The organism is Anaerococcus murdochii (genome assembly GCF_019957155.1).
Classification (GTDB): domain Bacteria; phylum Bacillota; class Clostridia; order Tissierellales; family Peptoniphilaceae; genus Anaerococcus; species Anaerococcus murdochii.
On record NZ_JAIPME010000002.1, the window covers coordinates 1,238,508 to 1,253,552 of the forward strand.

Annotated in this window: 13 protein-coding genes; 10 read left to right on the forward strand and 3 right to left on the reverse strand. The window is 37.0% G+C overall.

What is annotated here, in order from left to right; genetic code table 11:
• Window positions 1-15 precede the first annotated feature (15 nt).
• On the reverse strand, window positions 16-1,200 hold the full coding sequence (locus tag K8P03_RS06335) for an MFS transporter (RefSeq protein ID WP_223419455.1): 1,185 nt from the start codon (window positions 1,198-1,200) through the stop codon (window positions 16-18).
• 158 nt (window positions 1,201-1,358) lie between these two features.
• Between K8P03_RS06335 and K8P03_RS06340 the strand changes: the two genes are divergently transcribed.
• The 9 genes from K8P03_RS06340 (at window position 1,359) to K8P03_RS06380 (ending at window position 11,379) form a co-directional block, all read left to right on the forward strand.
• Window positions 1,359-2,294, forward strand: a complete 936-nt coding sequence (locus K8P03_RS06340; RefSeq protein ID WP_223419456.1) for an alpha/beta hydrolase — start codon at window positions 1,359-1,361, stop codon at window positions 2,292-2,294.
• Between the two features lie 96 nt (window positions 2,295-2,390).
• Window positions 2,391-3,662 (forward strand): M18 family aminopeptidase, encoded by a 1,272-nt coding sequence (locus K8P03_RS06345; protein ID WP_223419458.1) that lies wholly within the window; start codon window positions 2,391-2,393, stop codon window positions 3,660-3,662.
• Window positions 3,663-3,959 (forward strand): MTH1187 family thiamine-binding protein, encoded by a 297-nt coding sequence (locus tag K8P03_RS06350; RefSeq protein WP_223419460.1) that lies wholly within the window; start codon window positions 3,663-3,665, stop codon window positions 3,957-3,959.
• Window positions 3,960-4,126: 167 nt separating this feature from the next.
• Window positions 4,127-5,641 carry an ABC transporter substrate-binding protein gene (locus tag K8P03_RS06355; protein WP_223419462.1) on the forward strand — a complete coding sequence of 505 codons (1,515 nt, stop codon included), beginning with the start codon at window positions 4,127-4,129 and terminating at the stop codon, window positions 5,639-5,641.
• Window positions 5,641-6,588, forward strand: coding sequence for an ABC transporter permease (locus K8P03_RS06360; RefSeq protein WP_223419464.1), 948 nt, complete (start codon window positions 5,641-5,643; stop codon window positions 6,586-6,588). Before K8P03_RS06355 ends, K8P03_RS06360 begins: the two co-directional genes overlap by 1 nt.
• Window positions 6,585-7,403: an ABC transporter permease gene (locus K8P03_RS06365; protein ID WP_223419467.1), complete on the forward strand. Its 819-nt coding sequence runs from the start codon at window positions 6,585-6,587 to the stop codon at window positions 7,401-7,403. Before K8P03_RS06360 ends, K8P03_RS06365 begins: the two co-directional genes overlap by 4 nt.
• A complete protein-coding gene (locus K8P03_RS06370) occupies window positions 7,400-8,374 on the forward strand; it encodes an ABC transporter ATP-binding protein (protein ID WP_223419470.1) in 975 nt (324 codons plus the stop codon). Before K8P03_RS06365 ends, K8P03_RS06370 begins: the two co-directional genes overlap by 4 nt.
• A complete protein-coding gene (locus K8P03_RS06375; protein WP_223419473.1) occupies window positions 8,367-9,143 on the forward strand; it encodes an ABC transporter ATP-binding protein in 777 nt (258 codons plus the stop codon). Before K8P03_RS06370 ends, K8P03_RS06375 begins: the two co-directional genes overlap by 8 nt.
• Window positions 9,144-9,312: 169 nt before the next feature.
• On the forward strand, window positions 9,313-11,379 hold the full coding sequence (locus K8P03_RS06380; RefSeq protein ID WP_223420693.1) for a glutamine synthetase III: 2,067 nt from the start codon (window positions 9,313-9,315) through the stop codon (window positions 11,377-11,379).
• Between the two features lie 144 nt (window positions 11,380-11,523).
• Here K8P03_RS06380 and K8P03_RS06385 read toward each other — a convergent pair whose 3' ends face one another.
• Both K8P03_RS06385 and K8P03_RS06390 read right to left on the reverse strand, forming a co-directional pair.
• Complete coding sequence (locus K8P03_RS06385; protein ID WP_223419475.1) at window positions 11,524-12,033, reverse strand: tryptophan transporter; 510 nt, start codon at window positions 12,031-12,033, stop codon at window positions 11,524-11,526.
• 326 nt (window positions 12,034-12,359) lie between these two features.
• Window positions 12,360-13,664: an NCS2 family permease gene (locus K8P03_RS06390; protein WP_223419477.1), complete on the reverse strand. Its 1,305-nt coding sequence runs from the start codon at window positions 13,662-13,664 to the stop codon at window positions 12,360-12,362.
• 130 nt (window positions 13,665-13,794) lie between these two features.
• Between K8P03_RS06390 and K8P03_RS06395 the strand changes: the two genes are divergently transcribed.
• Entirely contained in the window at window positions 13,795-15,042 is a 1,248-nt protein-coding gene (locus tag K8P03_RS06395) for a hemolysin family protein (RefSeq protein WP_223419479.1), read from the forward strand.
• Window positions 15,043-15,045 lie beyond the last annotated feature (3 nt).

The following is a 15,045-nucleotide window of genomic DNA, read 5'->3' on the forward strand; positions in this document are numbered from 1 at the left end:
TCCGTTTTTTAAATTCTATTTGATTTCTGCCGGTTCCTTCATGATAAAAGAGCCGATGATGAAACTTATTGAAAGGATAATGGTCGCTGTGAGGGCCATTTTATCACCAAACTTAAATTGGATATTAACAATAATTTGGTAGGCGATTGTTTCTAGGATATAAACTAGGGCCCAGTAAACTGACATGATTTGGGTAAGCCTTTCTGAGAACATGCCAGGCATTTCTTGGGGGATTAAGACGAAATTTGTAAGTGGAACATACATAATTGTGCCCAAAGCCAAAGCCAAGATAGATGCAAGGATTGGGCTTTCTGTGTGGATAAGCAAAAATCCTATAGTTGTTGTCAAAATTCCCGCAATTTTTAAAGTAGGAACTCTTCTTGTTGATCTTTTTGCAACCATGATTGAAAGTAGGGTACCAATTAGGGCTCCTGTTGTAAAAATTGTTGAGATTTTACTAGCAGGAATTGGCGAAAAGTTTGTATTTGGGAAAATATTTAGCATAACCATATAAAGGGTCAAGTGGCCAAAATACATACAAGGCATTAGGATTGCTATTTTTTCTCCAAGGGCATCTTTTAGGGAAAATGTCTTTGATCCTGTTTCCTTACTAGATGTAATCATAAAATCTTCTCCGATTAGGATCCAAGCTGCAAAAATTATAAAGGAAACTATGGAAAAGGCCACGAGGGCGTACCTGCCAAGACCCAAAAGTTTTATAACAGGTCCTACAAGAAGCAAGGCCAAAATCGAACCAACATTGTAAGATACGTTGTTTAGGGCATTTACAACTGGTCTTTTGTCTGGATCAAAATAATTTACAACCACAGGTGAGAAGTAGACTACAAAAAGTGCTCCACCAAAGCCCATTACAAACCTTCCTATAAGAAAAATAGGAAATGATGGTGAAAGAGCCGCAAGTAAGGCTCCTGCTGGGATTAGAAGGGCGCCAAGACCAATTGATTTTTTTGGGAAAAGTTTTGCGAAAATAGTCGCTGCAACTAGGTTTCCCAAAATTTTGGCGATTGTAACCACGTTATTAATCAGGGAAACTGAATTTGCCCCTTCTAGATTAAAGGCCTTTAGGATATTGGGGGTTAAAGTTGAACCAGATATCCAGTTTACGGCGAAAAAAGCATAGGCTAAAAACATAGTAAGCTCTATGGCGATTGATTTTATTGGTGTTTTTTTGTTTGTCATAATTCTTCCTTTTTTTTTAATTCAATAATAGTATATACCCTCTTTGATAAAATATAAGCAAATTTGCGGGAAGATTAATATGTAAAAATCATGTAAAATATCTTAATTTCTATATCTTTACCAAGAAATTTTGCTTATAATATGAATAGGAGGATCTTATGAAAAAGAAAATTATAAAAATTATTGGCCTGATAATTGTACTTTTATGTCTTGGTTTTTTGGGTTTTATTGGCAAGGCTTCTTTCGACGGGCTTACAAATATTGCAAGTAGGGAAGAAACTCAAAAAAATATGAATTCCTACAGGGATAAATACGAAAGTTTTGCCAAGGGAAAATCAATAGAAGAAATAAAAATAAAATCTTCACAAAAAGACCATGACATACCTGCAATTTTCATCAAAAATCCGGATGCAAAAGGACTTGCTGTTATGGTCCACGGTATGGGAGGGACTAAGTATTCTCTTTATAGTCCAGGCCAAGCTTTCTATGATTTAGGTTATAGTCTATTAATCTACGACCAAAGAAATTCTGGCGATAATGAAGCGAATTACAATACTTTTGGAATTTTAGAATCTTTTGATGCCCTTGATGCAATTTCTTATGGGAAAAATACTCTAGATGCTCAAGAAATTATTTTGTACGGCGAATCTTATGGTGGAGCGACAGCCCTAATTGCTGCAAGCAGGGATTCTTCTTTGATTGATTATCTAATCTTAGATTCTCCGGTATCTGATTCGAATGAATTTGCTGATAAGGTCTATAAGCAAGTAGAAGAAGAACAAGGCCTACCAATTGGACTGATGAAATTCATGACAAATATTTTTCTAAAGGCAAAATTAGGTTTTACCCTAAAAGACATAGATGCGAGCAAATGGGCAAAAGAAGCTGATATAAATTCCCCTGTTTTAATTATAAATTCTGATAATGATAAGGTCACTCCAGTCTATATGGGCGAGGATATTTATAAGAGTATAAGGGGAGATAAGAAGGAAATTTACACAGCCAAGGGCTTTGGTCACATCAAGTTTGCTGAAGAAAATCCTCAGGGATTTAAGGCTGTGATTAGTAATTTTCTTAAAAATTATAGAAATTAAAAATATATGAGGACCATAGACCATAACAAATTTTATTTATGATTGTGGTGGTTTTCTGCTCTTTTTTTCTTATTAAAAATTGGGTATGGTAATATTATGAATAGTATAGATTTTAGTAAAGATTTAATAAATTTTATTGACGCAAGTCCTCTAAATTATTTTGCAGTGAGAAACGCTGGCGAAATTTTAGAGGAAAATGGTTTTAAGAAACTTAGGGAAGACCAAGTTTGGGACCTAGAAAAGGGCAAATATTACACTACTCGTGATGATTCAGCCCTTATAGCCTTTGAGATTGGAGAAGATTTGAAAAAAGGCTTTGAAATAATTGGTTCTCACACAGACAGTCCAACCTTTAAGGTAAAATCTAACCCAGAAATGGCTGACACAGGCTTTTTGAAATTAAATATCGAAGCCTACGGCGGTATGATCCACTCAACTTGGCTTGATAGGACCCTTTCTCTAGCGGGAAAAGTTGCCTACAAAAAAGATGGCAAAATAAAGTACGAGCTTGTAAATATAGACGAGGACCTACTTACAATTGCCAACGCCGCTATCCACATGAACAGGGAAGTCAACAAGGGTTATGCCTACAATACTCAAGATAATCTCTATCCTCTTGTAAAAACTATCAAGGATGAGCTTGAGGGCGAATCTTACCTATTAAATGTTTTGGCAGAGGAATTAGGAATTAATAAAGAAGATATACTTGACTTTGATCTTGGCCTTTATGATAGGCAAAAGGGTTCAATAATAAACAACATGGTCCATGTTGGAAGGCTTGATAACCTCGGTTCTGTCCACGCATCCCTAATGGCACTTGTAGACAGCAAGCCAGGAAGAAACAAGATGATTTTATTGAGCGATAACGAAGAGATTGGCTCAAGAACAAGGGGTGGGGCGGCTTCAAATCTATTAGGCAATACTTTAGAAAGAATCGCCCTTAAATTTGGTCTTGATAGGGAAGGCTATCAAATAATGGTAGAAAATTCTATGATAATTTCTGCCGACCAGGCCCATGCAACTCATCCAAACTACAAGGCTTTTGCTGATCCTACTAATATTGTTAAGATGAATGAGGGTTTGGTAATTAAAATCGCAGCCAATGGTGCCTACGCATCTACAATTGAAACCAAGGCAAGGCTAATAAATATTGCCAAAAAATATGGCTACAAGGTCCAAACCTTCCACAATAGAAATGATAAGGTCGGCGGTTCAACCATAGGCCCAATTACATCAACAGCCCTTGGTATCAAGGCCCTTGATGTTGGTATTCCACTTCTTGCTATGCACTCAATAAGGGAGCTTGCAGGTGTGGAAGATATTTACCAGGCTTATGAAATTTATAAGAAGTTTTTTGAGGAGGACTAGATGGCAGTAGTTGAAGTTTGCATAATTCCAATAGGTACAAAAGAAACTTCTGTTTCAAAATATGTGGCAGAAGCTGAAAAAATCCTTATGGCAGAGGGTGTGAAATATAAATTAAACCCAATGGGAACAGTTATAGAAGCTAACGCTGATAAGGCCTTAGAGGCAATCAGAAAGATGCAGGAATCTGTATTTGACAAGGGTTGCGACAGGGTTTATACAGTTATTAAAATGGATGATAGGCGTGATAAAAAAGCCACAATGGAACAAAAAATAAAGTCGGTTGAAGATAGGCTTTAAGATTAAATAAAAAAAACCTCCTAGTAATGAAAATTAGGTTTAAATTTACTTTTAATTAAGTATATTGTCCTATAGATATTACGGGTGGTTTTTTTTTTGAAAATCATTGTGAAAAAAATATCTATCTGTTATAATAGTTACTAGAATAATTTTCCTAAGGAGGAGAAATGAAAAAATCAAAAAGTCTTTTGGCTTTACTACTAGCAGGGGCAATGCTAACTGCTTGTGGAGGTGCAAAAGAAGGAAACGAAAAGCAAGACAACAAGACAGCAGAAAGACCACTTACAGTTGCTATGGCGACAGAGATTGACTCTCTTGACCCATTTAACGCTACTGCAGGGGACACAAAGACTGTGATGGACCAAATCTTTGACGGTCTTTTGGATGTGGACGAGGACGGAAATCTTGTGCCAGACTTGGCAGAATCTTATGAGATTTCAGAAAATGGCCTTACCTACACCTTCAAATTAAAAGAAGGAGTTAAATTCCACGACGGATCAGATTTTACTGCTGATGATGTTTATTATACATATGATAAACTTTCTGGTCTTACATCTGGTGAACCTATGTCATCAAAATTTGCTGGCATAGTTGAGATGAATGTAGTATCACCAACAGAAATCACAATGAAACTCGATAAGGTAAATAACTCTTTTATCTACCTACAAAACCAACCAATTGTTAAAAAAGACTACGCAGATAACCAAACTAAGCCAATAGGTACAGGCCCATACAAGTTTGTTTCCTACACACCAGGCGAAGGCATGGTTATGGAAAGATTTGACGATTACCATAGACCTGACCACCTTGCAAAAATCAAACAAGTAAATGTGGTAAGAGTTGCCGATAACCAAGCCCTAGTCATGGCCCTAAATAATGGCGAAGTAGACCTTGCTTCAAAATTAACTGCAGACGAGCTTGAACAAGTAAAAGAATCTACAGATTCATATTCTCACCCACAAAACCTAGTTCAACTTCTTGGTCTAAACAATAAAGTTAAGCCATTTGACGACATTAGAGTAAGACAAGCTATAGCCTACGCAATCGATAAGGACGAATTAATCGAAGCTGTTGCAGGGGGAAAGGCAACCAAGATTTATTCTTCATTCTCACCTGCCCTTAAGGATTATTTCAATGACCTTGGCGAACTTTATCCAACAGATGTAGAAAAAGCTAAGGAGCTATTGAAAGAAGCAGGCTTCCCTGACGGAATTTCTTTCAAGATGACAGTGCCAAGCGACTATAAATTCCACATGGATACAGCAGAACTAATCCAAGCCCAACTTAAAAAGGCAAATATAAACGCAACTATAGACCCAATTGAGTTTTCAACCTGGCTTGATAAGGTTTATAAGCAAAGAGATTTTGAAACAACAATCGCAGGATTTATAGGATACACAGACCCAATCAGGGTTCTTGATAGGTATGTTTCAACATCTGACAAGGACTACCTAAACTATGTTTCAGAAGATTTTGATAAGGCAATCTCAAATGCCATGGCAACTTTAGATAGGGATGAACTAATCAAAAATGTAAAAGATGCCCAAGAAATAATTGCCAAAGATTGTGCGGCAGTATTTTTACAAGACCCTAACGATAATATAGTTTTAAACAACCAATATACAGGCCTTAAGACCTACCCTGTTCAAAAATTAAACCTTGAAGATATAAGCTTGAAATAATGACCAAAGCAATTACAAAAAAGATAATTTCGCTTATCTTGACCCTGTTTTTTGTCTCACTTTTAATATTTTTTGTCTTTCAGATTATTGGCGGCAATCCCGCAGAGATAATCCTAGGCACCGAGGCAGATCCACAGCAAATCCTAGCTCTTGAAAAAGAGCTAGGCCTTGATAAGCCAATCTTTGAAAGATACATAAATTGGATACTAGGACTCTTAAGACTTGATATGGGGATGAGTCTAAAATATCAAATCCCGGTTAGGGAACTTTTTTTTAAGAAACTTCCGGTAACCATGTGGCTAACATTTTATTCTTTGATTTTATCAATAATAATAGCCATTCCCTTATCAATACAAATTACAATGAAATCTGACAAGTGGTATGCATCCATAATTACAGCTATTACCCAACTAGGCATATCAATCCCATCTTTTTGGTTAGCATTTTTATTAATCCACGTTTTTGCAGTAAGGTTCGGAATTTTTTCTACCCTGTCATTTAACATCATGGGTGGAGATTTTTTTGATAAACTAAGAAATTTCTTCCTCCCGTCCCTGGCCATAGCTATACCAAATATAGCGACTATTATTAGGTATATGCAGGCGGCCCTGCTTGATGAAATCAACAAGGACTACGTCAGAACTGCCAGAATGAAGGGGATGGAATTAAGGGAAATTCTATACAAACACGTTTTGAGAAATGCCCTAATTCCTGTAATTACCGTTATAGGAATGTGTCTAACATCAGCTGTTGGCGGATCTTTGATAGTAGAAAATGTATTTTCCCTACCAGGAATAGGATCTCTTATTGTAGCTTCAATTAGCTCTAGGGACTTCCCACTTATCCAGTCAGTTGTGCTAGCAGTTGCATTTTTGGTTATCTTTATAAATTTATTTATAGATATACTTTATGGATTAGTTGATCCAAGGATTAGGGGTGGCAGATGATAAAAGAAAATAAAAATTCAATCAGGATAGGAAAGGCAATTATTGGACTATATTTTCTAATCCTTATTGTTTCAATATTTTGGACACCTTATGATCCAAATAAAATAGACACCAGCTTGAAACTATTACCTCCAAGTCTGGCCCACCCTTTTGGGACAGATAATATGGGTAGGGATATTTTATCAAGGCTTATGGAAGGGTCCAAGTATGCCCTAATTTTATCCTTCGGAACTGTATCCTTAGCCCTTTTCCTTGGTTCAATCATAGGAGCGGCCGCAGGATATTTTGGCGGAGGAGTAGACGAAGTTTTGATGAGGTTTATCGACTCTCTCATGGCTTTTCCAGGAATACTTTTTGTCATGATGCTAGTTACAGTTTTTGGAGCAGGGGTAATGAATACAATTCTAGCGATAGGAATTATGTCTGTGCCTTATTTTGCGAGAGTTGTAAGGAGTGGTTTTTTGCAGGTTAAAAACGCTCAATTTGTAAAATCTGCCATGGTAAAAGGGGCGAGCCCACTTTATATAGGAATAAACCACATCCTTCCAAATATCAAAAACCAGGTCATGGTTGCAATTATCCTTTCAGTTTCCCAGGCGATTTTGGCTGAAGCTGGCCTTTCCTATTTGGGACTGGGAGTGAGGCCTCCGAACCCATCATGGGGCAGGATGCTTAAGGAAAGCCAGGCCTATTTTAGCCAGGCACCTCACTATTTTATATTCACAGGTATCTGCCTAAGCCTAGTTGTCCTAGGTTTTACCCTCTATGGTGAAAAATACAGGTCAGAAAGACTAAGAGAGAAGGCCCAGCGATGAAAAAAATCCTAGAAGTAAATGATTTGACAGTTGCCTTTAAAACTATAAATGGAGATAAAAACGCAGTTAACCATATTTCCTTTGACCTTTTCGAAAAAGACTTTATAGGCCTTGTTGGTGAATCTGGCTGTGGCAAAACTGTTGCGACTCAAACCATGCTTGGAATCCAATCGAAAAACGCCATCATAAAATCAGGTTCGGTTAAATTAAGGGATATAGAAGTCCTAGGTCTTTCTGATAAAGAATGGAAGAAATACAGGGCGAGAAATATAGCCACAGTCTTCCAGGAGCCAGGTTCTGCCCTAAATCCACTGATGAAGGTAGGAGCTCAAATCGAAGAAGTTTTGAAAATCCACTACGATTTTGATAAGGAAAGGCGTAGAGAACTTGTTTATAAAACAATGGAAAATGTGGGACTTAGGGACGTAGAAAATCTCTACGATAAGTATCCACACGAGCTATCAGGCGGCATGCAGCAAAGAATTGTAATCTGCATTGCCCTTATCGCAAACCCAAATGTTTTGATAGCAGATGAGCCAACCACAGCCCTTGATGCCAAGGTTCAGGCCCAGATAATTGACCTATTTAGGGATTTAGGCCACATCTATAACGGGGCTATCTTATTTATAAGCCACGACCTAAACCTAATCGACAGGATTTGCAAGAAAGTCATGATAATGTATGCAGGTAGGTTAGTTGAGAAAGGGGAAACCAAAGACGTAATTGGTAATCCTCTCCATCCTTACACCAAGGCCCTTTTAAAGGCAGTTCCAAATTACAAGAAAAGGGGCGAGGCCCTTTATAATATCAAAGGCCACGTCCCAGACCTCAAAAATAGGTCAAATGAGGGTTGTCCTTTTGCAGACAGGTGTGATCACACTATGGAAATTTGCACAAAATCTTTCCCAGAAAGATACGAAATAGACGGTCATAGGGTTCATTGCCACCTATATGGAGGTCAAAATGGATGAGATTTTAAGAATAGAAAATATAAGCAAAATCTACAAGGATTCGTCCATTCTCTTTAGGAAAAAAGACAATTTAGCCCTTGATGATGTGAGTTTTGATATAAAAAGAGGGGAAATCTTTGGCCTAGTCGGTGAATCCGGATCGGGCAAAACCACACTTTCAAATATTATCCTAAGACTAATTAAGGAAACAAGTGGCAAGGTTTATTTTGAAGATAAGGATATAACAAGCTTTTCCAAGGAAGAGCTTTTGGTCTACAGGAAAAAGCTTCAGGTAGTTTTTCAAAATCCCTACCAGGCCCTAAATCCAAAAAAAACCATAGGTTTTTCCATTAAAGAAATTCTAAAAATTCACAATGTCGGTACAGAAGAAGAGAGAGATGAAAAAATCAGGAAAATCTTAGAAGAAATCGAGATGGAAGAAGATGTACTCGATTATTATCCGCCAAACCTATCAGGCGGCCAAAAGCAAAGGATAGCCATAGCCTGCGCCCTAATAATCGAACCAGAATTTCTAATCATAGACGAGGGAGTATCGGCCCTTGACGTTTCAATCCAGGCCCAAATCCTAAATCTGATTAAGAATTTGCAAAAAACTCACAACTTCACCTGCCTATTCATCTCCCACGACCTAAACGTAATAGCCTATTTGTGCGACAGGATAGGGGTCCTATACAACGGGAAATTAGTAGATTTATTCAAAACTAAGGACCTAGCAAGCCCAGACAGGGACGATTATACAAAAGAATTGTTTAAATCAATTAAAATCTAATATTAATTAAGAGCATAACTTATCCTATTAAATTAAAAAAATAGGAAGGGGAGCTCTTTTTTTATTGGTAAAAATAAGATGAAACTAGGATAAATATTCAAATTTATTTTTTATTTTTCACGAGGTATAATGAAAACAAAAATTTTGCAAAAGTAAAACATAAGGAAGTATTATTTTGAAAGAATTTGGAAATCTAGCTTTTGACAAGAAAACAATGAAGGAAAATGTCCCTTATCCAGTGTATCTAAAATGGAAGGAAGCTGCAAGAAACAACGCAACTTTAGACAGGGAAACTGCGGACTCTATAGCTCACGCTATGAAAACTTGGGCAATTTCTAAGGGAGCGACATCCTACACCCATTGGTTTCAACCCCTAAATGGCAAAACTGCAACCAAAAAAACTGCCTTTTTAAATAGGGATGACAAGCACAATCCTATAAATAGGTTTTCTGGAAAGGAACTTATAATCGGCGAGCCTGACGCTTCGTCCTTTCCGTCTGGAGGTATGCGTTCAACTTTCGAAGCCAGGGGCTATACATATTGGGATCTAACAGCCAATTCCTTTATTTTGGACAAGGTTTTGTACATTCCGTCAGTTTTTGTTTCCTTTTATGGAGAAAAACTCGACAAGAAATTGCCTTTAATTGAATCGATGAATATGGTTAGTAAGGTTGCAACTAAACTCTGTAATTTATTTTTAAAAGACCAACCAACCTACAGGGTCAAGGCCAAAGTTGGTCTTGAACAAGAATTTTATTTAATTGATAAAAAATATTTTGACCAAAGAATCGACCTAGAATATTCGGGCATGACCTTGGTGGGATCAGACCCTATGGTTGAAAAAGAGCTGGTTTCTCATTATCTTGGGGCCATTCCTGAAAGGGTTAATGCATTTTATGAAGATGTCAACAAGGCTCTCTACGACTTGGGAATTTATATGGAAGCTGAACACAATGAGGTGGGTCCAAACCAATTTGAAATAGCGATTATGTTTGAAAACGCCAATATTTCTGTGGATAATAACCAGCTGTTGATGTATATTTTGGAAAAAACTGCCCTAAAACATGACCTTGTTTGCCTATTAAAGGAAAAACCTTTCAAAAATATGGCAGGATCGGGCAAGCACAACAATTATTCCTTGGCTACAAATTATGGTAAAAATTTATTTTCTCCAGGTAAGGACCCAAAAAACAATTTGGTCTTTCTCTTATTTTTATCAGCAATGGTCGAAGTTTGCAATAAATATCAAAAACTTATTAGAATTGCATCTTCTACTGTAACTAACGATTATAGATTGGGAGGCAATGAGGCCCCACCAGCTATAATTTCAATGTTTATAGGATGTGATTTAGAGGAGATTTTACAAGCTATAGCAAATGACGATTTTGAAGAAAAACTTATTTCAAACAAAGTAAAAATCCCACACCTAGGTGAGATGAAAACTGACACCTCAGATAGAAATAGGACCTCTCCTATAGCCTTTACCGGCAATAAATTTGAATTTAGGATGCTAGGTTCATCCCAATCTGCCGCTGATCTAAATACAGTGATAAACATTGGTATGGCGGAAGCTTTGGAGAAAATTTACTCTAGATTAGAAGATGTAAGCGACGAAAATTTAAAAGAAGCAGCCTATAAAATTATCAAAGAAATATATCTGGCAAATAAAAATATCCTCTTCCAAGGCGACGGCTATTCAGAAGATTGGAAAAAAGAAGCAGAAAAAAGAGGTCTTGAAAATTACCCAACCTACCTTGATGCCCTAAAGGCTGCAAAAGATACAAGAGCCTACCAGATATTTGAAAAAGTTGGTATCTTTAGCCAAAAGGAAATAGAGTCAATCATAAATGTTGGTTTTGAAGATGTAATAAAATTTTTCCAAGCCCAACTAGAAATCTTAAATAATATGATTCATCAAGAAATTCTTCCATCAGCAATGAGGGAAATCAAGGCAATCAAAGACTATTTATCCTTTATGGAGAATGAAAATCTTAGGCAAAGGGCCACAAAGATAAACGATGAAGTTGGTAAACTCCTGGACTATTCAGAAAAAATTTTAGACCTAATAGAAAAAAGTGAAACAATATTAGATATAGAAACAAAGGCCTACTTCCTACAAAAAGAAACCAGCCAAGTGGCAGGAGAGGTAAGAAAAATCTCAGACACTTTGGAAAAACTAATATCAAGGGAAAATTATTCCATGCCAAACTATGTTGATATGCTAAAGACTTTGTAGGATTAAGGTAAAGTTTGAAAAAATTGTAGAAAAATTTAGGGATAAAAAGAAGGTCCACAAGCTTGAAATAAGTAAGTCTTGGGGACCTTTTTTAGATTTATAAATTTTTTCATATCACAAATATTTTAGAAGTTCTTATATTTTTTATCTTAAAAGATTCATCCTTTGTGTTGCTTGGTATAAAAAGATTCCAAGGATGGCGTTTATGGCCATGGCTACTAGGACTGCTGGGTAAGATGGGATGAATAAGTTTAGTTGGTTTGTTATGGTTAGGGCGATTGTCAAAAATAGGGTGCCTGAAACTATTGTGCCTAGGGCAAAGATTAGGATTACCTTTGAGATTGAGAAGTTTTTGCCCATGGCTTTGATCATGTAAAATACTACTAGGGATGTGATTATTTTTTCAATGAAGTTTGGAATTTGGCCGCCTGGAAAACCTGTTGTGAGGGCGCTCATGATGCCTCCTGCTACCCCTATTAATAAGGCTTCTTTAACATCTCCCACTATCATAAGCGAGATAAACATCATTGAGAGTAGGAAGTCTGGTTTTACTCCGAAAAATATGCCTGGGACCATAAAGTGGAGGACTAGTCCTAGGGCCATGAAGATTGCTGATACTGTTAAGTTTCTGGTTTGTATTGTGTTTGTTTGCATTTTTATTTCCTTTCTTGGTGCTTTGGTATAAAAAAAGCCCGCTCCTAATATTAGGAGCGAGCTAGTGCCCACGGTGCCATCCTCATTTGTCTATCATTAATAGACCTCTTTAGATACTTTCATATCCTATCCCTGTAAGGTGAGAAACACCCGCCGGCTACTGTAATTTCACCTTTGATCCGATAGACCCATTCACAAATAATTGTACCTTGCAATTCTCATCAACCATTAACTTTCTGTTGGCTTAATTGTTTGCTACTACTTCTATCTAAGATTTATGTTGGCTTTATCATATTATAACATTAGCAATTTGTCAAGTAAATTTTTTAAATAATGTACCTCACTAAGAAAATTATTGCTAAAAGATAAATTACCCAACTTACTTCCTTGCCCTTGCCTGTCAAAAGTTTGATGGCTGCAAAGCTCATCATTCCAAAGGCTATACCTTCTGCTATTGAATAAGCTAGTGGCATCATGAGGATTGTCATGAAGGCTGGGAAAGATTCTGTGATGTCTTCAAAGTTGATTTCCACAACAGTTGATAGCATGAAGAGTCCTACTGTTACTAGGGCTGCTGATGTGGCTGCTGCAGGTATTATTGAAAATATTGGGAAGAAGAATGCTGCTATTACAAAGCATCCTGCTGTTGCAAGTGCTGTTAGACCAGTTCTTCCGCCTTCGGCTACACCTGATGAAGATTCTACGAAGGTTGTGATTGTAGATGTTCCAAGTAGGGCGCCTGCTGTTGTGCCGACTGCGTCTGCCATTAGGGCCTTGCTTGCTTCTGGTAGGTTGCCATTTTCATCGAGCATTTTTGCCTTGGTTGCAACACCTGTTAGGGTTCCTAGGGTATCAAAGATATCTACGAATAAAAATGAGAATAAGACTGAAAACATCTCCAAAGAGAAGATATTAGAAAAGTCTAATTTAAAGGCAACAGGTGCGATTGATGGTGGTAGACTTACGATATTTGCATCTGGTAAATGTGTTACGCCGAGGATTAGTGATAGGACGGTTGATACCAGTATTCCCCAAAGTAGGGCTCCCTTTACTCCTCTAGCTGTTAGAACGATCATCACTATTAGGGCAAAGAAAAATACTAGGGCTTCAAGACTCTTTAGGTTTCCAAGAGCTAGGGCTGGTTCTGCCTTAATGATGATGTTTGCATTTAATAGACCAATTTCAGCTATAAATAAGCCTATACCTACTGAAACTGCTTTCTTTAGGGTTGTTGGAATTGAGTTGAAAATCGCCTCTCTTACTCCCACTAAGGACAGTAACATAAAAATAATTCCTTCTAAAAATACTGCGGTGAGGGCGAATTCCCAAGAGTGACCCATTTGACCGACTACTGTATAGGTGAAGAAAGCATTAAGCCCCATACCAGCAGATAGACCGAAAGGTAGGTTGGCATAAAAGGCCATTAGGACCATGGCTATTACACTTGCGATGATGGTGGCTGAGAAAACTGCACCGTAATCCATACCTGATTCGCTTAGGATGGCTGGATTTACCGCAAGGATATAACTCATTGTCATAAAGGTGGTTATACCTGCCATTATTTCTGTCTTAACATTAGTACCATGTTTGTTTAGCTTGAAAGTTTTTTCAAAAAATGAAACTTCTGCCATATTTGCCTCCTTTTATTTATGATACAAGTCTATTATATGTTTTTATTTAAAATTATCACCAAAATCCTTTATTTTTGCCTCAAAAATCGCTATAATAGGTATAAGAACATATATCGAGAAAGAAGGAACAATGAGTACGACGAATTGGATTGAACTTATAGTTATAATAGTAGGGGTTATAGGAAGTGCCTTTTTTTCCTCATCAGAAACTGCCCTTACATCTTTAAATGTATTTAAAATTAGACAAATGGAAGAAAATGGAGTTGAAAATTCCTCCCTGGTTAGAAAGCTTACTGACGATATCGGCAAGGTTTTAACTACTATTTTGATTGGAAATAATATAGTAAATATAGCTACAACAACTGTGGCAACCATATTTTTTACAGATCTTTTTGGCCCATCAGGTGCTATTATTTCAACCATTGTCCTAACACTTACAATTTTAATTTTTGGAGAAGTGACACCTAAAAACATAGCCTCTTCATCATCAGAAAAGGTTGCCCTAAAGGTTGCAAAACCAATTAAGTTTTTTGATTTTATCTTAAAACCAATGTCTTTTTTCCTCCAAGCTATTACAAATTTTTTAACAAGGCTCCTTATAGGGGAAAATGCTAAAAAGGGAGATTTGGTGACTGAAGAAGACCTTAAGACTATTGTGGACGTTTCTGAGGAACAAGGTGTTATAAATGACCAGGAATCAGAGATTATCAACAATGTTTTTGAGTTTGGAGACTCTGACGTTGAAGACATCATGACAGCCAGGACCAATATGGAAGCAATTGCTGTTGATATGGAAGATAGGGAACTTAAAGATTTCCTAAAAAATTGCAAACACTCAAGGATCCCTGTTTATGGCAAGTCTATTGACAATATCATCGGCATCCTCCACATGAAGGACATAGTAGCTTTTATTGCAGAAGATAAGGCCCTTAATATCGAAGAGATGGTCAGACCTGCCTTTTATGTTTACGACAATATGCACATCTTTGACCTCTTTAAGTCTATGAGGGGAGAAAATGTTTCTCTTGCCATAGTTATAGATGAATATGGTGGCACATCAGGAATTGTAACCATTGAAGATATAGTAGAAGAACTTGTAGGAGAGATTGAAGACGAGTACGACACCCACCTTGAATCAATTCTTAAGATTAATGACAAGGAATATTTGGTAAATCCATCTATCCACATAAATGACTTTAACGATTACTTTGATACTGACCTAGTCCAAATAAAGAACGACTCTATAGGAGGATTTTTGATTGACAAGATTGGTAGGATTCCAAAACTGGGAGACAGTATTGAAGAAGAAGGAATAAAAATTACCGTAGTTCAGATAAATAGGTACAAACTAGAAATGCTCAAGGTAGAATTTTCTTAAAGG